The sequence below is a fragment of the Orrella sp. JC864 genome, assembly GCF_037026685.1.
In the GTDB taxonomy this organism is placed as follows: Bacteria; Pseudomonadota; Gammaproteobacteria; order Burkholderiales; family Burkholderiaceae_B; genus Orrella.
Window position 1 is genome coordinate 83,922 of the sequence record NZ_JBANET010000013.1, and the last position, 16,268, is coordinate 100,189.

At 68.2% G+C, this 16,268-nt stretch carries 19 protein-coding genes; 16 read left to right on the top strand and 3 right to left on the bottom strand.

Features of this window, described 5'->3' with window-relative positions:
- The 13 genes from rpmD to V8Z80_RS13310 all read left to right on the top strand — a co-directional run bounded on the left by rpmD (position 1) and on the right by V8Z80_RS13310 (position 9,286).
- Positions 1-186: a 50S ribosomal protein L30 gene (gene rpmD / locus V8Z80_RS13250; RefSeq protein WP_155197314.1), complete on the top strand. Its 186-nt coding sequence runs from the start codon at positions 1-3 to the stop codon at positions 184-186.
- Positions 187-195: 9 nt separating this feature from the next.
- Positions 196-636, top strand: a complete 441-nt coding sequence (gene rplO / locus V8Z80_RS13255) for a 50S ribosomal protein L15 (RefSeq protein ID WP_155197313.1) — start codon at positions 196-198, stop codon at positions 634-636.
- A 14-nt stretch (positions 637-650) separates the two neighbouring features.
- Positions 651-1,976, top strand: coding sequence for a preprotein translocase subunit SecY (gene secY, locus V8Z80_RS13260; RefSeq protein WP_336062315.1), 1,326 nt, complete (start codon positions 651-653; stop codon positions 1,974-1,976).
- 8 nt (positions 1,977-1,984) lie between these two features.
- Positions 1,985-2,203 (top strand): translation initiation factor IF-1, encoded by a 219-nt coding sequence (gene infA, locus V8Z80_RS13265; RefSeq protein ID WP_009523889.1) that lies wholly within the window; start codon positions 1,985-1,987, stop codon positions 2,201-2,203.
- 33 nt (positions 2,204-2,236) lie between these two features.
- Positions 2,237-2,350: a 50S ribosomal protein L36 gene (rpmJ, locus tag V8Z80_RS13270; RefSeq protein WP_067758172.1), complete on the top strand. Its 114-nt coding sequence runs from the start codon at positions 2,237-2,239 to the stop codon at positions 2,348-2,350.
- Positions 2,351-2,392: 42 nt separating this feature from the next.
- Positions 2,393-2,758, top strand: coding sequence for a 30S ribosomal protein S13 (gene rpsM / locus V8Z80_RS13275; RefSeq protein ID WP_155197311.1), 366 nt, complete (start codon positions 2,393-2,395; stop codon positions 2,756-2,758).
- A 15-nt stretch (positions 2,759-2,773) separates the two neighbouring features.
- Entirely contained in the window at positions 2,774-3,175 is a 402-nt protein-coding gene (gene rpsK / locus V8Z80_RS13280) for a 30S ribosomal protein S11 (RefSeq protein WP_006216516.1), read from the top strand.
- Positions 3,176-3,186: 11 nt separating this feature from the next.
- The gene (gene rpsD / locus V8Z80_RS13285; protein ID WP_155197310.1) at positions 3,187-3,810 is read left to right on the top strand and encodes a 30S ribosomal protein S4; all 624 of its coding nucleotides are present in this window, start codon (positions 3,187-3,189) and stop codon (positions 3,808-3,810) included.
- Positions 3,811-3,963: 153 nt separating this feature from the next.
- Entirely contained in the window at positions 3,964-4,950 is a 987-nt protein-coding gene (locus tag V8Z80_RS13290) for a DNA-directed RNA polymerase subunit alpha (protein ID WP_336062316.1), read from the top strand.
- Positions 4,951-5,184: 234 nt separating this feature from the next.
- Positions 5,185-5,577: a 50S ribosomal protein L17 gene (gene rplQ / locus V8Z80_RS13295; protein WP_155197210.1), complete on the top strand. Its 393-nt coding sequence runs from the start codon at positions 5,185-5,187 to the stop codon at positions 5,575-5,577.
- Between the two features lie 231 nt (positions 5,578-5,808).
- Positions 5,809-6,165, top strand: a complete 357-nt coding sequence (gene cutA, locus V8Z80_RS13300; RefSeq protein WP_155197211.1) for a divalent-cation tolerance protein CutA — start codon at positions 5,809-5,811, stop codon at positions 6,163-6,165.
- Positions 6,162-8,072 carry a protein-disulfide reductase DsbD gene (dsbD, locus tag V8Z80_RS13305; RefSeq protein WP_336062317.1) on the top strand — a complete coding sequence of 637 codons (1,911 nt, stop codon included), beginning with the start codon at positions 6,162-6,164 and terminating at the stop codon, positions 8,070-8,072. The genes cutA and dsbD overlap by 4 nt, the downstream gene beginning before the upstream one ends.
- A gap of 20 nt (positions 8,073-8,092) precedes the next feature.
- Positions 8,093-9,286, top strand: coding sequence for an MFS transporter (locus V8Z80_RS13310; RefSeq protein WP_336062318.1), 1,194 nt, complete (start codon positions 8,093-8,095; stop codon positions 9,284-9,286).
- Positions 9,287-9,310: 24 nt separating this feature from the next.
- On the opposite strand, the gene hemB is transcribed toward V8Z80_RS13310, so the two are convergent.
- Both hemB and yihA read right to left on the bottom strand, forming a co-directional pair.
- Positions 9,311-10,330 carry a porphobilinogen synthase gene (gene hemB, locus V8Z80_RS13315; protein ID WP_336062319.1) on the bottom strand — a complete coding sequence of 340 codons (1,020 nt, stop codon included), beginning with the start codon at positions 10,328-10,330 and terminating at the stop codon, positions 9,311-9,313.
- A complete protein-coding gene (yihA, locus tag V8Z80_RS13320) occupies positions 10,327-10,950 on the bottom strand; it encodes a ribosome biogenesis GTP-binding protein YihA/YsxC (RefSeq protein ID WP_336062320.1) in 624 nt (207 codons plus the stop codon). Before yihA ends, hemB begins: the two co-directional genes overlap by 4 nt.
- 312 nt (positions 10,951-11,262) lie before the next feature.
- Here yihA and V8Z80_RS13325 point away from each other — a divergent pair, with 312 nt between their 5' ends.
- The 3 genes from V8Z80_RS13325 to ccsB all read left to right on the top strand — a co-directional run bounded on the left by V8Z80_RS13325 (position 11,263) and on the right by ccsB (position 15,440).
- Positions 11,263-11,961 (top strand): c-type cytochrome, encoded by a 699-nt coding sequence (locus V8Z80_RS13325; protein ID WP_336062321.1) that lies wholly within the window; start codon positions 11,263-11,265, stop codon positions 11,959-11,961.
- Positions 11,962-12,022: 61 nt separating this feature from the next.
- On the top strand, positions 12,023-14,074 hold the full coding sequence (locus V8Z80_RS13330) for a cytochrome c biogenesis protein ResB (RefSeq protein WP_336062322.1): 2,052 nt from the start codon (positions 12,023-12,025) through the stop codon (positions 14,072-14,074).
- A 22-nt stretch (positions 14,075-14,096) separates the two neighbouring features.
- Positions 14,097-15,440 carry a c-type cytochrome biogenesis protein CcsB gene (ccsB, locus tag V8Z80_RS13335; protein WP_336062323.1) on the top strand — a complete coding sequence of 448 codons (1,344 nt, stop codon included), beginning with the start codon at positions 14,097-14,099 and terminating at the stop codon, positions 15,438-15,440.
- A 123-nt stretch (positions 15,441-15,563) separates the two neighbouring features.
- On the opposite strand, the gene V8Z80_RS13340 is transcribed toward ccsB, so the two are convergent.
- Positions 15,564-16,256, bottom strand: a complete 693-nt coding sequence (locus V8Z80_RS13340) for a dienelactone hydrolase family protein (protein ID WP_336062324.1) — start codon at positions 16,254-16,256, stop codon at positions 15,564-15,566.
- Positions 16,257-16,268: the final 12 nt, after the last annotated feature.

Consider the following 16,268-nt stretch of genomic DNA (forward strand, 5'->3'; position numbering starts at 1 on the left):
ATGGCTCAGAAACAGATCAAAGTTACCCTGGTGCGCTCTGTGATCGGCACCAAGCAGGACCACCGCGACACCGTGCGCGGCCTGGGCCTGCGCCGCGTCAACAGCAGCCGCGTGCTGCAGGATACGCCGGAAGTGCGCGGGATGATCCGCAAGGTGGATTACCTCGTCTCGGTTTCGGACGTCTAAGGAATCAAGATGTCGGATATGCAACTGAATTCGATCAAGCCTGCCGAAGGCGCCAAGCATGCCAAGCGCCGTGTCGGCCGCGGCATCGGCTCGGGCCTGGGCAAGACGGCCGGTCGTGGCCACAAGGGCCAGAAATCGCGTGCGGGCGGCTTTCACAAGGTCGGCTTCGAAGGCGGCCAGATGCCGCTGCAGCGTCGCCTGCCCAAGCGCGGCTTCAAGTCGCTGGGCCAGCACCTGTACGCCGAGGTCCGCCTCTCCGACCTGCAGGCCCTGCCCGTCGACGACATCGACGTGCAGGTGCTCAAGCAGGCCGGCGTGGTCGGCCAGGCCGTTCGCTACGCCAAGGTCATCAAGTCGGGCGAACTGTCGCGCAAGGTGTCCCTCAAGGGCCTGAGCGCGACGGCCGGCGCGCGCGCCGCGATCGAAGCGGCCGGCGGCTCGCTGGCCTGAACGCGGGGTGACGAGTGGCTAACGCGCAGGCACTGGGCAAGACGGGGGCTCGTTACGGCGATCTGAAGCGCCGTCTCGTGTTTCTCGTGCTGGCCCTGGTGGTTTACCGCCTGGGTACGCACATTCCGGTCCCGGGCATCAACCCCGACGCGCTGGCGGACCTGTTCCGCCAGAACGAAGGCGGCATCCTGGGCCTGTTCAACATGTTCTCGGGCGGCGCCCTGTCGCGTTTCTCGATCTTCGCCTTGGGGATCATGCCGTATATCTCGGCATCGATCATCATGCAGCTGGCCTCGGTCATCGTGCCGTCGCTCGAGGCGCTCAAGAAGGAAGGCGAGGCCGGCCGGCGCAAGATCACGCAGTACACCCGCTACGGCACGGTGGCGCTGGCGCTGGTCCAGGCCGTGGGCATCTCGGTGGCGCTGGAGTCGCAGCCCGGCCTGGTCATCGACCCGGGCATGCTGTTTCGCTTCACCACGGTCGTGACCCTGGTGACGGGCACGATGTTCGTGATGTGGCTGGGCGAGCAGATCACCGAGCGCGGGCTGGGCAACGGCATCTCGATCCTGATCTTCGCCGGCATCGTGGCAGGCCTGCCCGCCGCGCTGGCCGGATTGCTGGATCTGGTGCGCACCAACGCCATGAGCGTGATCTCGGCGCTGTTCATCGTGGCCCTGGCCGTGCTGGTCACCGCCTTCGTGGTGTTCGTCGAGCGCGGCCAGCGCAAGATCACGGTGAACTACGCCAAGCGGCAGGTGGGCAACAAGGTGTACGGCGGCCAGAGCTCGCATCTGCCGCTCAAGCTGAACATGGCCGGGGTGATTCCGCCGATCTTCGCGTCGTCGATCATCCTGTTCCCCGCCACCGTCACGAGCTGGTTCTCGACCAACGAAAACATGCGTTGGCTGAGCGACCTGGCCGCTGCGCTCGCGCCGCGCCAGCCGCTCTACATCACGCTGTATTCCGCGGCCATCATCTTCTTCTGCTTCTTCTACACGGCTCTGGTTTTCAACAGCCGCGAAACGGCAGACAACTTGAAGAAGAGCGGCGCCTTCGTGCCCGGCATCCGGCCGGGCGACCAGACGGCGCGGTTCATCGACAAGATCCTGATGCGCCTGACGCTGGCCGGTGCCCTGTACATCACGCTGGTCTGCCTGCTGCCGGAGTTCCTGGTGATGCGCTGGAACGTGCCCTTCTACTTCGGTGGCACGTCCCTGCTGATCATCGTGGTGGTCACCATGGATTTCATGGCGCAGGTGCAGGCCTATATGATGTCCCACCAATATGATTCCCTGCTCAAGAAGGCGAACTTCAAGGGCGGCAATCTGCCGATGCGATAGCGAGAAGAATGGCAAAGGACGACGTCATACAAATGCAGGGCGAGGTTCTCGAGAACCTCCCCAACGCGACATTCCGCGTCAAGCTAGAGAACGGCCACGTAGTGCTGGGCCACATCTCCGGCAAGATGCGCATGCATTACATCCGGATCCTGCCGGGCGACAAGGTCACAGTGGAGCTCACGCCCTATGACCTGTCTCGAGCCAGGATCGTCTTCCGCTCCAAGTGATCGGGCGGTTTGCGGGAACAACAGGAGTCAACCATGAAAGTAATGGCATCGGTGAAGCGGATTTGCCGCAATTGCAAAGTCATCAAACGCCACGGCGTCGTGCGCATCATCTGCACCGACCCCCGGCACAAGCAGCGTCAGGGCTAAAGGCCTGAGCGAAGACGCAACGGATTAAATCAAGGAACAGTCATGGCCCGTATTGCTGGCATCAACATTCCGCCGCAACAGCACGCCGAGATCGGTTTGACCGCCATTTTCGGCATCGGTCGCACCCGCGCTCGCAAGATCTGCGAATCGGCCGGCGTGCCCCTGAACAAGAAAGTGAAGGATCTGACCGACGCAGAACTCGAGCGCATCCGTGAACACGTTGGCGTGTTCACCGTCGAGGGCGACCTGCGCCGCGAGGTCCAGTTGTCGATCAAGCGCTTGATCGACCTGGGCAGCTACCGCGGAATGCGCCACAAGCGTGGCCTGCCGCTGCGTGGCCAGCGTACCCGCACCAACGCGCGTACCCGCAAGGGACCGCGCCGCGCCGCTGCGTCCCTGAAGAAATAATCGAGGATAGAGAACATGGCGAAAGCTTCCACCAGCGGCGCCTCGCGCGTGCGCAAGAAGGTCAAGAAGAACGTCTCGGACGGCATCGCGCACGTGCACGCGTCGTTCAACAACACCATCATCACCATCACCGACCGCCAGGGCAATGCCCTGTCGTGGGCGACCTCGGGTGGCGCGGGCTTCAAGGGCTCGCGCAAGTCGACCCCCTTCGCCGCACAGGTTGCCGCCGAGACGGCCGGCCGCGTGGCGCTGGAGTACGGCATCAAGACGCTGGAAGTGCGCATCAAGGGCCCCGGCCCTGGCCGCGAGTCGTCCGTGCGCGCCCTGAACGCGCTGGGCATCAAGATCTCGAGCATCGCCGACATCACGCCCGTACCGCACAACGGCTGCCGTCCGCCGAAGCGTCGCCGCATCTAAAGGGAACCGACATGGCACGTTATATTGGACCCAAATGCAAGCTCTCGCGCCGCGAGGGCACCGACCTGTTCCTCAAGAGCGCCCGCCGCTCGCTGGATTCCAAGTGCAAGCTGGATTCCAAGCCCGGCCAGCACGGCCGCACCTCGGGCGCCCGCACCTCCGACTACGGCCTGCAGCTGCGCGAGAAGCAAAAGCTCAAGCGCATGTACGGCGTGCTGGAGAAGCAGTTCCGCAAGTACTTCGCCGAGGCCGACCGCCGCCGCGGAAACACCGGCGAGACGCTGATCCAGCTGCTCGAATCGCGCCTGGACAACGTCGTCTACCGCATGGGCTTCGGCTCGACCCGCGCCGAAGCGCGCCAGCTGGTCTCGCACCGCGCCGTCGAGGTCAATGGCCGTTCGGCCAACATCCCGTCGCTGCTGGTCAAGGCCGGCGACGTGATCTCGATCCGCGAAAAATCCAAGAGCCAGGCGCGCATCCGCGAATCGCTGGACCTGGCCGCCGGCATCGGCCTGCCCCAGTGGGTCGAGGTCGATACCAACAAGATGACCGGTACGTTCAAGCAGGTGCCCGACCGCGCCGACGTCGCCCGCGACGTGAACGAATCGATGGTCGTCGAACTGTATTCGCGTTGATCGCCAGGCCGGCCCTTCGGGGGCGGCCTGTCCCGACTTGCAGGAGCCCGCGCTGTCTTTACAGTCGCGGGCTTTGCAGTCACAGGGCCCAGGCCCTTATTTCCATCAGCCTTATCGGTGTAACGAGCCGAGGGTATTGAAAAGGAATCGTACATGTCTGTTCAAGGTTTTCTGAAGCCGCGCGCCATCGAAGTCGAACCGATGGGCACCCACCATGCCAAGATCATCATGGAGCCCTTCGAGCGCGGCTACGGCCACACGCTGGGCAACGCGCTGCGCCGCATCCTGCTGTCGTCGATGACCGGCTACGCGCCCACCGAAGTGCAGATCACCGGCGTGGTGCACGAGTACTCCACCGTGCCCGGCGTGCGCGAGGACGTGGTCGACATCCTGCTGAACCTGAAGGGCGTGGTGTTCAAGCTGCACAACCGCGACGAAGTCACCCTGGTGCTGCGCAAGAGCGGCGAAGGCCCCGTGGTGGCCGGCGACATCGAGCTGCCGCACGACGTCGAGATCATCAACCCCAACCATGCCATCGCCACCCTGACCGAGTCGGGCAAGCTGGAGATGCAGATCAAGGTCGAGAAGGGCCGCGGCTACGTGCCCGGCAACGTGCGCGCCCTGAGCGAAGACCGCAGCCACACCATCGGCCGCATCGTGCTGGACGCCTCGTTCAGCCCCATCCGCCGCGTGAGCTACGCCGTCGAGAGCGCCCGCGTCGAGCAGCGCACCGACCTGGACAAGCTGGTGCTGGACATCGAAACCAACGGCGTGATCTCGCCCGAGGAAGCGGTGCGCCAGTCGGCCCGCATCCTGATGGACCAGATCTCGGTGTTCGCCGCCCTGGAAGGCGCCGGCGATTCCTACGAAGCCCCGGTGCGCGGCACGCCGCAGATCGACCCCGTGCTGCTGCGCCCGGTCGACGACCTGGAGCTGACGGTGCGTTCGGCCAACTGCCTGAAGGCCGAGAACATCTACTACATCGGCGACCTGATCCAGCGCACCGAGAACGAGCTGCTCAAGACCCCGAACCTGGGCCGCAAGTCGCTCAACGAGATCAAGGAAGTGCTGGCCGCCCGCGGCCTCACCCTCGGCATGAAGCTGGAAAACTGGCCGCCTCTGGGCCTGGAAAGGCCCTGAGGCGGTCAGTTTCGGTGAAGGCTAACTTCGCGCAGCGAAGTTAAGGGGCGTAAGCCCCGGCCGGAACCAAAACTGGCCCCCGCTTGGACTTGAGCGTCCCTGAGTTGAAGTAGAATCCGGGCCGCGCCTTCGGGCGCAGCCTTTTTCCCCACCGACCCGCCAGCATCGCTGGATAGAAGAGTTGGATAACCGGCGGACCACCGCCTTCTAGATTCGTCTGATAAAGGAAATACCATGCGTCACCGTAACGGACTGCGCAAGCTGAACCGCACCAGCAGCCACCGCCTTGCCATGTTCCGCAACATGGCCGTCTCGCTGCTGACCCACGAAGCCATCAAGACCACCCTGCCCAAGGCCAAGGAACTGCGCCGCATCGTCGAGCCGCTGATCACCCTGGGCAAGGAGCCCACCCTGGCCAACAAGCGCCTGGCCTTCGCCCGGCTGCGCGACCGCGACGCCGTGGTCAAGCTGTTCGCCGAAATCGGCCCGCGCTACGCCAACCGCAATGGCGGCTACACCCGTGTGCTGAAGATGGGTTTCCGCCAGGGCGATAACGCGCCCATGGCCTTCATGGAGCTGGTCGACCGCCCCGAGCCCCAAGAGGCCGAGCAGGCCGACAGCGAGTAAGGCCGGCGGCGCCGCGGCGGCCCGCCGCCCGGCACAAGCAGGTTCGCATCGCGCCCCAAGGCTGGAACGCCAGCCTTGGGGCGTTTTGCATGGCGCGTCCCGATGCCCGGCCCCCTGCCTGGCCGGGCAAGCCGCGGGCCGCAAGCCGATACAATGGGCGGCATCCGGCGCGGCGGCCGCTTGCCGTCTTGCAGCCTTCGCCGTCCCGCCGCCTATCGCCAGGAGATCGCCATGACGCAAGAGGACCAAGTCGTGCTGCTGTTCAGCAACGCGCCCGACCTGCTGCTTGCCAAGCGCATCGCCCACGTGCTGGTCGAAGAGGGCCTGGCTGCCTGCGTGAACCTGGGCGCGCCGATGCTGTCCATCTATGGCTGGAAAGGCCAGGTCCAGGCCGATAGCGAGATCCCCATGTGGATCAAGACCACCGCCGGGCGCTGCGAGGCGGCCATCGAAACCCTGGCCCGCCTGCATCCCTACGAAGTTCCCGAAGCCATCGCCGTGCCGGTGAGCCAGGGCCTGCCCGCCTACCTGGATTGGGTGCGCGCGCAGGCCCAGGGTCCGCTGCACGGCCCCGAGTCCGATCAATGAGCGTTCGCCCTTATCCTGCCGGCCTGGCCCCGGCGCCCTGGCTGGCATGGCTGCTGCTGTGCCTGTTCCTGGCGCTGGGGCTGCTGCCGCGCGCCCACGCGCTGAGCGAGGAGGATTTCCTGCCGCCCGAGCAGGCGTTCCGCTATTCGGCGCAGATGGCCGATCCGCAGACGGTGCTGGTGCGCTTCGAGGTGGCGCCGGGCTACTACATGTACCGCGACAACTTCCGCGTGGCGCTCGATGGCGGGCCGGGCACGCAGCTTGGGCAGGTGCAGTACCCGCCGGGCGTGGTCAAGTACGACCCGACCTTCGAGAAGGACATGGAGGTCTATCCCCAGTCCTTTGCGCTGCGCGTGGCCCTGGGCCCGGCGGCCGGCCCGGCCACGCTGATGGTCACCAGCCAGGGCTGCGCCGACGCCGGGCTGTGCTACCCGCCCATGGACAGCGCCACGCGCCTGGAGCCCGACGGCAGCGGCGGCTACCGCATCGCGCAGAGCCTGCCGGTGGTCGAGGGCGGGCGCGCGGCCTGGCAGGGCGGCGGCGGCATGTCGCAGGCCGCCTCGGGCGCGCCGGGCTGGCTGCAGGCCGGCGACGTCGGCCTGGCCGAGACGCTGGCGCGCTCGAACTGGCTGGCCACCGCCGGGGCGTTCTTCGTGCTGGGGCTGCTGCTGGCCTTCACGCCTTGCGTGCTGCCGATGGTGCCTATTCTTTCGTCGCTGCTGGTGGGCAAGGGCAGCGCGCCGGTCACGCGCCGGCGCGGCCTGGCGCTGGCCGCGCTGTATGTGCTGGGCATGTCGGTGGTCTACACGGCCCTGGGCGTGGCCGCGGGCCTGTCGGGCGCGGGCCTGGCGGCCTGGCTGCAGACGCCCTGGGTGCTGGGCGTGTTCGCCCTGTTGCTGGCGGTGCTGGCGCTGGCCATGTTCGACGTTTTCACGTTCCAGGCCCCGGCCGCCCTGCAGACGCGGCTAAGCGAGAAGCTGTCCCGCATGCCGGGCGGGCATGGCGCCGGCGCGCTGGTCATGGGCGCGGTTTCCGCGCTGATCGTCGGTCCTTGCGTGGCCGCGCCCCTGGCCGGCGCCCTGCTTTACCTGTCGCAGACCGGCGATGTGCTGACCGGCGCGCTGGCGCTGTTCGCCCTGGCCTGGGGCATGGGCGTGCCGCTGCTGCTGGTGGGCGCCTCGGCCGGCGCCCTGCTGCCGCGCGCGGGCGCGTGGATGGAAGGGGTCAAGCGCTTTTTCGGCATGCTGCTGCTGGCCACCGCCTGGTGGATGTTGGCGCCGGTGCTGCCGGCCTGGGTGCAGATGCTGGGCTGGCTGGCGCTGGCCGCCGCCGGCGCGGTGATGCTGGGCGCCTTCGAGCCGCTGCCGCGCCCGGCGGGCGTAGGCCGGCTTTTTGCCAAGGCGCTGGGCCTGCTGCTGGCGCTGGCGGCCGTGCTGCTGGGCGTGGGCCTGGCCAGCGGCGGGCGCGACCTGCTGCAGCCGCTGTCGCACCTGGCGGCCTCGTCCGGCGCGCCGGGGGGGGCCCAGCCGGCCGGCGTGGCCGGCATCAAGGAGCGCTTTGTCCGGGTGCGTTCGAACGAAGAGCTCGATGCGTTGCTGGCCGGCAGCACGCAGCCGGTGATGCTGGACTTCTACGCGGACTGGTGCATCGCCTGCAAGGAGATGGAGCGCTTTACCTTCACCGACCCTGCCGTGGCGGACCGGATGTCGCGCATGCTGCTGGTGCAGGCCGACGTCACCGCCAATACGCCCGAGGACCGGGCCCTGCTCAAGCGTTTTCGCCTGTTCGGGCCCCCGGGCATCGTGTTTTTCGCGCCCGGCGGCGCGCTGATCCCCGATGCCCGCGTGGTGGGCTTCCAAGGGGCGAACCGCTTCCTGGCGGTGCTCGAGCGCGTGCAGCAGGACTGACGCGCCCTCAAGGAAACTCATTGGACACCGTTCCCGACGCCAGCGCCCGGCCCGTGAATACCGGCCGGGTCATTGTCCTGCTTGCGCTGGCGGCCTTTGCCAGTGCCTGCGCCTTTCGCATCTGCGATCCCTTGCTGCCGCAGCTCTCGCGCGAGTTCGGCGTAAGCACCGGCGAGGCGGCCCATGCGGTGACGCTGTTCACGGTGGCCTACGGCGTGTTCCAGTTCCTGTTCGGGCCGGTGGGCGATCGCTACGGCAAGTACCTCACCATCACCGCCGCGACCCTGCTGTGCGCCGTGGGCAGCATCGGCGTGGCCCTGGCCCCCAGCATGGATGCGATGGTGCTCGCGCGCCTGGTGTCCGGCGCCGCCGGCGCGGGCATCGTGCCGCTGTCCATGGCCTGGATCGGCGATAACGTCGAATATGCCGAGCGCCAGGCGACCCTGGCGCGCTTCGTCTCGGGAACCATCCTGGGCATGGCGGCCGGTCAGCTGATCGGCGGCGTATTCGCCGATACCCTGGGCTGGCGCTGGGCCTTCGTGTTCCTGGCCTGCATCTACCTGTGCGTGGGCGCCCTGCTGGCCATCATGCGCCCGCCGCGCCAGTCGCAGGCCACCGGCGCGGGGGCGGGTTTTCTGCGGCCCATGGCCGAGGTGATCGCCACGCCCTGGGCGCGCGTGGTCCTGGCCACCGTGTTCGTCGAGGGCGCGCTGGTGTTCGGCGTGCTGGCCTTCGTGCCGGCCTACCTGCAGATCCGCTTCGGGCTGGGGCCGACGGCGGCCGGGGCGGTGGGCGGGATCTTCGCGCTGGGCGGCATCGCCTACGTGGTGATCGCGCGCAGGCTGGTGGCGGCGTTGGGCGAATCGGGGCTGGTGGCCGCCGGCGGCCTGACGCTGGCCGTGGCCTTCGCCCTGTACGCGCTGGGCCCGGCCTGGTCCTGGTCGGTGCTGGCCGGGCTGGCTTGCGGCTTTGGCTTCTACATGTTCCACAACACCCTGCAGACCAACGCCACCCAGATGATGCCGGCGCGCCGGGGCACGGCCGTGGCCCTGTTCGCCTGCTTCCTGTTCCTGGGGCAGTCCGCCGGCGTGGCCAGCGGCGCGTTGCTGGTCGACGGCGTGGGCGCGCACTGGCTGTTCTGGGGGGCGGCGGCGCTGATCCCGCTGCTGGGCTGGGCGTTTTCGGCCGCGCTGGGCCGGCGCAAGGGCCGATAGGCTGCCCCGGCCCGGCCATTGGCATCAGCCGCGCTTGAGCAGCCGCGCGGCCTCGATGGCGAAATAGCTCAGGATGCCGTCGGCGCCGGCGCGCTTGAAGGCCAGCAGCGATTCCATCATCACCTTGTCGTGGTCCAGCCAGCCGTTGGCCGCGGCGGCCTTGAGCATGGCGTACTCGCCGCTGACCTGGTAGGCGTAGGTGGGCACGCGAAAGGCGTCCTTCACCCGCCGCACCACGTCCAGGTAAGGCATGCCGGGCTTGACCATCACCATGTCGGCGCCCTCGCGCAGGTCCGCCGCCACTTCGCGCAGCGCCTCGTCCAGGTTGGCCGGGTCCATCTGGTAGGTCTGCTTGTCGGCCTTGCCCAGGTTGGCGGCCGAGCCCACCGCGTCGCGAAACGGGCCGTAGAAGGCGCTGGCGTACTTGGCCGAATAGGCCATGATGGCGGTGTGGATGTGGCCCTGGGCTTCGAGCGCGCGGCGCACCGCGCCGATGCGCCCGTCCATCATGTCGCTGGGCGCCACGATGTCCACGCCGGCCTGGGCCTGCACCAGCGCCTGCCGGCACAGCTGCTCGACGGTGGCTTCGTTCATGACGTAGCCGGCCTCGTCCAGGATGCCGTCCTGGCCGTGGCTGGTATAGGGATCCAGGGCGACGTCGGTGAGCACGCCCAGCTGCGGAAAGCGCGCCTTGAGCGCGGCCACCGTGCGCGGCACCAGGCCGTCGGGATTGGCGGCCTGGGCGCCGTCGGGCGTCTTGAGCGCCGGGTCGATGACCGGGAACAGCGCAAGGGCGGGAATGCCCAGTTCGGCACAGGTTTCGGCCACGGGCAGCAGCGTGTCCAGCGAATGGCGATGCACGCCGGGCATGGACGGCACGGCCTGGGACAGGCCCTGGCCTTCGGCCACGAACACGGGATAGATCAGGTCGTCGACGCTTAGCCGGTGCTCGCGCACCAGGCGGCGCGAGAAATCGCTGCGGCGCACGCGGCGGGGGCGTGCATCGGGAAAGTCGGCTGCGACGAGATGGGGAACGACGGTCATGGCACCACCTTGGGGGAAATCCAGTTTTCGATGATCTGTCCGGCCTCTTGCAGGCCGATGCGCTCGGTGGCCGAGAACGGCACGGTCTGCAGCGCGCCGATGTCGGCCAGCTCCTTGCGCACCGCATAGATGGCCTTGATGCGCTGGCCATAGGGCAGCTTGTCGGCCTTGGTCAGCAGGGCCAGCACCGGCCGGCCGGTGGGCGCGATCCAGTCGGCCAGCTTGCGGTCGAGCTCGGTCACGCCGCGGCGGATGTCGATCAGCAGCACCACGCCGGCCAGCGCCTGGCGCTGGCGCAGGTATTCGCCCAGCACGTCGGCCCATGCTTCGCGCGCCTGGCGCGTGACCGCCGCGTAGCCGTAGCCGGGCAGGTCCACCAGAAAGCCCAGGTGCGCGCCCGGTTCGAGCGGGTCGGGCAGGCCGAACAGGTTGATCAGCCGCGTGCGTCCCGGCGTCTTGCTGGAGAAGGCCAGGCGGCGCTGGTTGGTCAGCACGTTGATGGCCGAGGACTTGCCCGAGTTCGAGCGGCCCACGAAACAGACCTCGGGCGGACCGGGCGGGGGGAGCTGGTCGAGCCGGGCGGCGGACTGGACGAATGAGGCGCGATGAAGGAGGGACACAGGCGGGGCCTAAGTTGCTGTCAAGCCCTATTGTATAATCGCGTGTTTGCTGGGGTGTCCTTAGGCGCAAAGCCTGCCGGGCGCGCCGGCAACGCGGCAGTCGAAGTCGCATTGCGCGGCCTATCCCGCGAACAAGAAGAAATCAGTACGCAAACATAGCAGTACGTAAAAAAGTAATGGAGCAAAGACAGCGCCGGCTGGAAGGAAGCGGGCACAGACCGGACGGGCCACCCGTCCGGGCCCGACGGACGCAGCAGCGCTATTGAGGGGTGGGGCACAAGGCCCGACCGAGTCCGATCGTCGAGGTTTTTCATGAAGCGTGTGTTGTCCCGGATGTTGGTCGCAAGCGGCGCCTTGCTGTGCGCCTCGCTAGTGCCTGCCAGTCATGCCGCCGAGGCGGGCGGCGCCTCCAAGCCTGACCTGGCCAAAGGCAGCCAGCTGTACGAGCAAGGCGATGCCGCGCGCGGCATCATCTCCTGTGCGTCCTGTCACGGCGCGGCCGGCAACAGCAGCCTGCCGGTCAATCCCAACCTGGCCGCCCAGCCGCACGAATACATCCTCAAGCAGCTGCACGACTTCAAGGTCAAGGAAGGCGCCGAGCATGCCGCGCGCCGCGGGCCTGACGGCGCGCCCTCGCCCATGACGCCCATGGCCAATCCGCTGACCGAGGAAGACATGCGCAACGTGGCCTACTACCTGGCGCAGCAGCGGCTGGAGAAGCCGGCCACCGCCGGACACCAGGACCTGGTCGAGCATGGCCAGCGCATCTGGCGCGGCGGCCTGCCCGAGCAGCGCATCCCGGCCTGCGCGTCCTGCCACGGCGCGGCCGGCATGGGCATCCCGGCGCAGTATCCGCGCCTGGCGGGCCAGTTCCCGGACTACATCGAGGCGCAGCTCCGGCTGTTCCGCAGCGGCGACCGCGCCAACAATCCGGCCATGCACGACATCGCCCGCCGCATGACCGACGAGGACATCCGCGCGGTCTCGGACTACGCGGCGGGCCTGCGCTAGGCCGCGGGGCCGTTGGACATCCGGCCGGAACCTGCGGCCGGCCGGATGGTCCCTTGATGCGATGACTGCCACGCACCCCCCCGCCTTTCGCCGCCGCCTGGCCGATGGCATCGAGCTCCTGGGCTCGATGCGCTTCGCGGTCAGCCTGTTGATGTTCATCTGCGTGGCCAGCGTGATCGGCACCGTGCTGGCGCAGAACCGCCCGGCCTCGAACTACATCGACCAGTTCGGCCCCTTCTGGTTCGAGCTGTTCGACAAGTTCTCGATCTGGCACGTCTACAACAGCTGGTGGTTCCTGCTCATCATGGCCTTCCTGGTCGTCTCGACCTCGGTCTGCCTGATGCGCAACACGCCGAAGATGCTGCAGGACGCCCGCTCGTTTCGCGAGTATGTGCGCGCCAGCAGCCTGCGCGCCTTTCCCCACCGTGCCCAGGCCGATACCGGCCTGGACGTGCCCGCCACCGTGCAGCGCCTGCGCCAGCTGCTGGCGCGCCAGGGCTATGCGGTGCGCGAGCGGCGCGACGGCGACTCGGTGATGCTGGCGGCCAAGCGCGGCAGCGGCAACCGGCTGGGCTATATCTTTGCGCACGCCTCGATCGTGATCATCTGCGTGGGCGGGCTGTTCGACAGCGAGCTGCCGGTGCGCATGCAGGTGTGGCTCGGCGGCAAGCAGCCGCTGACCGAGAACATGCTGATCGCCGACGTGCCGGCCAGCGGCCGCCTGTCGGCCGACAACCCGAGCTTTCGCGCCAACGTGCTGGTGCCCGAGCAGGGCCGCATCAGCAACGCCGTGGTGCTGGTGGGCGACGGCGCGCTGGTGCAGCCGCTGCCGTTCACGCTGACGCTCAAGAAATTCATCGTCGACTATTACTCCACCGGCATGCCCAGCCGCTTCGCCAGCGAGGTGCAGGTCACCGATCCCGAGGACGGCCGGACCTTCGATGCCACCATCGAGGTCAACGAGCCGCTGCGCTACAAGGGCGTGACGGTCTACCAGTCCAGCTTCGACGACGGCGGCAGCCGCGTGGTGCTGACCGGGCGGCCGCTGTCCGGGCCGCGCGACTTTTCCTTCGAGGTGGACGGCAAGGTGGGGCAGTCCTCGCCCGTCAGCCTGGGCGACACCGGCCAGGCGCTGCAGCTGGACATCACGGGCCTGCGGCCCATCAACGTCGAGGACCTGCGCAGCGGCGAGCCGCCGCAGCCCAAGGCCCTGCGCGAGCACGTGGCGGCGGTGACCGGCAGCGCGGCGGGCACGGCCAACGAGCACCTGCGCAACGTCGGGCCCAGCATCGAATACCGCCTGCTCGATGCCAGCGGCCAGGCGCACGAGTTCCATAACTACATGCTGCCCGTGCAGCTGGACGAGATCCCGGTGTTCCTGGCCGGGGTGCGCGAAACGCCGGCCGAAAACTACCGCTATCTGCGCATCCCGGCCGACGAGCAGGGCAAGCCCGACGAGTTCCTGGCGCTGCGCGCGGCCCTGGCCGACCCGGCGCAGCGGCGCGAGGCGGCCGAGCGCTTTGCCCGGGCCAACGTGGGCGGCGCCGACGGGCAGGCGCTGCAGGATTCGGCGCAGCGGGCCCTGGACACTTTTTCCGAGACCGGCCTGCAAGGCGTGGCGCGCTTCCTCGAGGCCAACGTGGCGCCCGAGGAGCTGCCGCGCGCGGCCGATATCGTGATCCGGCTGCTGGGCGCGGCCATGGGCGAGCTGCGCGCCATGGTGCGCGAGCGCATGGGCCTGGCGCCCTTGCCGCAGCAGGGCGAGGCCGCCGTGCTGGCCGATGCCTGGTCGCGCATGGCGGTGGCCGCGCTGTCCGACCTGGCGCTGTACCCGGTGCCGGTGCTGTTCACGCTCAGCGATTTCGAGCACGTGCAGGCCAGCGTGTTCCAGGTCAGCCGCACGCCCGGCAAGAATGCGGTGTATTTCGGCTGCCTGCTGCTGGTGCTGGGCATATTCACGATGTTCTACGTGCGCGACCGGCGCATCTGGATGTGGGTCTCGCCCAAGGACGGCGGCAGCCACGTGGTGGCGGCCATGACCTCGCAAAAGCGTACACTGGATTTCAACCGGGAATTCGAGCGCCTGCGCCAGGCGCTGGGCCGCCTGGCTTGAAGCCGCACAAGGAGTCATGTTCATGAACGAGCGCGCGAGCACCCTGCCCGAGCCGCTTTGGGACCAGGCCGTGGCCGGCTCGGAGACCGGCGACGGCCGGATCCGCCGCGGCCGGCCCGACTGGACCGATGTCGTCTTTTTCCTGATCCTGGCCGCCGGCGCGGCCTTCGCGCTGGATCGCTACGACTACGCCATGGACGGCTACGAAAAAGCCATCCTGTGCGGGACCGTGCCCGCGCTGGCGTGGCTGGGCTGGCTGTGGCGGCCGCTGCGCACGCTGACGCTTTGCTGCGCGCTGGCCGCCGGCGGCGCGCTGCTGCTGTACCAGGCCGACCTGGGACGCGCCGAAGAGGTATTCCTGCTCAAGTACCTGCTGTCCTCGCAGTCGGCCATCCTGTGGATGTGCATGCTCTTCATGCTGGCCACGCTGTGCTACTGGATCGGCCTGGCCAGCCCGACGGCGGCCTGGCTGGGCACGGCGCTGACCTGGGGCGCGGTGTTCGCCGGCATGACCGGCCTGCTGGTGCGCTGGCGCGAAGGCCACCTGATGGGCCCGGACCTGGGCCATATCCCGGTCAGCAACCTCTACGAGGTCTTCGTGCTGTTCGCGCTGGTGACGGCGCTGTTCTACCTGTACTACGAGCGGCGCTATGCCACGCGCGCGCTGGGCGGCTTCGTGCTGCTGGTGATCAGCTCGGCGGTGATCTTCCTGCTCTGGTATTCGTTCACGCGCGACGCCCACCAGATCCAGCCGCTGGTGCCGGCCCTCAAGAGCTGGTGGATGAAGCTGCACGTGCCGGCCAATTTCATCGGCTACGGCACCTTCTCGCTGGCGGCCATGGTGGGCTTCGCCTACCTGGTCAAGGAGCATGGCCAGACGCGCTCGTGGCGGCGGCTGGCGCCGCTGTTCGTGCTGGGCGTGCTGCTGGCGGCCGAGCCCATGGTGTTTCGCACGGGCGGATTGTCCATGACCTGGGCGCTGTACCTGGGCGTGGGGGCGGTGCTGGTGGGCGCCATCCTGGCGCTGCGCCGGCCCATCGCCGCGCGCCTGCCGCCGCTGGAGGTGCTGGACGACATCATGTATCGCGCCATCGCGGTGGGCTTTGCCTTCTTTACGGTGGCCACCATCCTGGGCGCGCTATGGGCCGCCGACGCCTGGGGCGCCTACTGGCAATGGGATCCCAAGGAAACCTGGGCGCTGATCGTCTGGCTGAACTACGCCGCCTGGCTGCACATGCGGCTGATGAAGGGCCTGCGCGGCACCATGGCGGCCTACTGGGCCCTGGTCGGGCTGCTGATCACCGGGTTCGCCTTCCTGGGGGTCAACATGTTCCTGTCGGGCCTGCACTCCTACGGCGAGTTGTAGGGTCCACCCCCCGAAGCGCTTACGCGCTTCCCCCCTCAAGGGGGGCGACACCGGCGGACCGGCAGAGCCGGCTCCGCGGTGTCCCCGCGCCTTCTTGCGGTGTGTTTTTTTGCCTTGGGGGCGCTAGGCCAGGTGCTGGGCCAGGAAGGTGTGCGAGCGTTCCTCGGCCTGCTTGGCGGCCTGGGCGTCGTAGTGCTGGCCGCCCGGGCGCGAGAAGGCGTGGTCGCAGTGCTCGTAGACGTGGGCGGTGACCTGGGCGTGGGCGGCGGCCAGCTGGATGACCTTCTCGCGCGCCTCGGGCGGCACGAAGCGGTCCTTGCCGGCCACGTGCAGCAGCATGGGCGCGCAGTTGGCCGGCGCGTTCTCCAGCAGGGTGTCCAGGTTGACGCCGTAGTAGCTGACCGCGCACTTGACGGGGGTTTCGCAGGCGGCCTTGACCGAGAGCATGCCGCCCATGCAATAGCCGATGGCGGCGATCTTGTCGTGGCCCGATTCCTGCGCCAGCCAGGCGCGCGCCGATTCGAGGTCGGCCATGGTTTCGTCGCCTTTCATGCCCTGCATCAGTTCGTAGCCGCGCGCGAACTGCTTCTCGTCGGTGGGGTCCAGTTCCAGGCCGGCTTCCTGGCGCCAGAACAGGTCGGGGCAGATCACGTGATAGCCCTTGGCGGCCCACTGGTCGGCCAGTTCGCGCATGGCCTGGTTGATGCCGAAGATCTCCTGGATCAGCACGATGCCGCGCGCCGAGGCCGAGGGGCCCTTGGCGTAGTAGGCCTTGAATTCCTTTCCTTCCTTGCTTTTCAGGGTGACGTGAGACATGGGGGTCCTTTC

What these genes read in the sequence shown, in the direction of transcription:
- rpmD (WP_155197314.1), top strand. Translation starts at nt 1, where the DNA reads ATGGCTCAGAAACAGATCAAAGTTACCCTGGTGCGCTCTGTGATCGGC.
- rplO (WP_155197313.1), top strand. Translation starts at nt 196, where the DNA reads ATGTCGGATATGCAACTGAATTCGATCAAGCCTGCCGAAGGCGCCAAG.
- infA (WP_009523889.1), top strand. Translation starts at nt 1,985, where the DNA reads ATGGCAAAGGACGACGTCATACAAATGCAGGGCGAGGTTCTCGAGAAC.
- rpmJ (WP_067758172.1), top strand. Translation starts at nt 2,237, where the DNA reads ATGAAAGTAATGGCATCGGTGAAGCGGATTTGCCGCAATTGCAAAGTC.
- rpsM (WP_155197311.1), top strand. Translation starts at nt 2,393, where the DNA reads ATGGCCCGTATTGCTGGCATCAACATTCCGCCGCAACAGCACGCCGAG.
- rpsK (WP_006216516.1), top strand. Translation starts at nt 2,774, where the DNA reads ATGGCGAAAGCTTCCACCAGCGGCGCCTCGCGCGTGCGCAAGAAGGTC.
- rpsD (WP_155197310.1), top strand. Translation starts at nt 3,187, where the DNA reads ATGGCACGTTATATTGGACCCAAATGCAAGCTCTCGCGCCGCGAGGGC.
- V8Z80_RS13290 (WP_336062316.1), top strand. Translation starts at nt 3,964, where the DNA reads ATGTCTGTTCAAGGTTTTCTGAAGCCGCGCGCCATCGAAGTCGAACCG.
- rplQ (WP_155197210.1), top strand. Translation starts at nt 5,185, where the DNA reads ATGCGTCACCGTAACGGACTGCGCAAGCTGAACCGCACCAGCAGCCAC.
- cutA (WP_155197211.1), top strand. Translation starts at nt 5,809, where the DNA reads ATGACGCAAGAGGACCAAGTCGTGCTGCTGTTCAGCAACGCGCCCGAC.
- dsbD (WP_336062317.1), top strand. Translation starts at nt 6,162, where the DNA reads ATGAGCGTTCGCCCTTATCCTGCCGGCCTGGCCCCGGCGCCCTGGCTG.
- hemB (WP_336062319.1), bottom strand. Translation starts at nt 10,330, where the DNA reads ATGACCGTCGTTCCCCATCTCGTCGCAGCCGACTTTCCCGATGCACGC.
- V8Z80_RS13325 (WP_336062321.1), top strand. Translation starts at nt 11,263, where the DNA reads ATGAAGCGTGTGTTGTCCCGGATGTTGGTCGCAAGCGGCGCCTTGCTG.
- V8Z80_RS13330 (WP_336062322.1), top strand. Translation starts at nt 12,023, where the DNA reads ATGACTGCCACGCACCCCCCCGCCTTTCGCCGCCGCCTGGCCGATGGC.
- ccsB (WP_336062323.1), top strand. Translation starts at nt 14,097, where the DNA reads ATGAACGAGCGCGCGAGCACCCTGCCCGAGCCGCTTTGGGACCAGGCC.
- V8Z80_RS13340 (WP_336062324.1), bottom strand. Translation starts at nt 16,256, where the DNA reads ATGTCTCACGTCACCCTGAAAAGCAAGGAAGGAAAGGAATTCAAGGCC.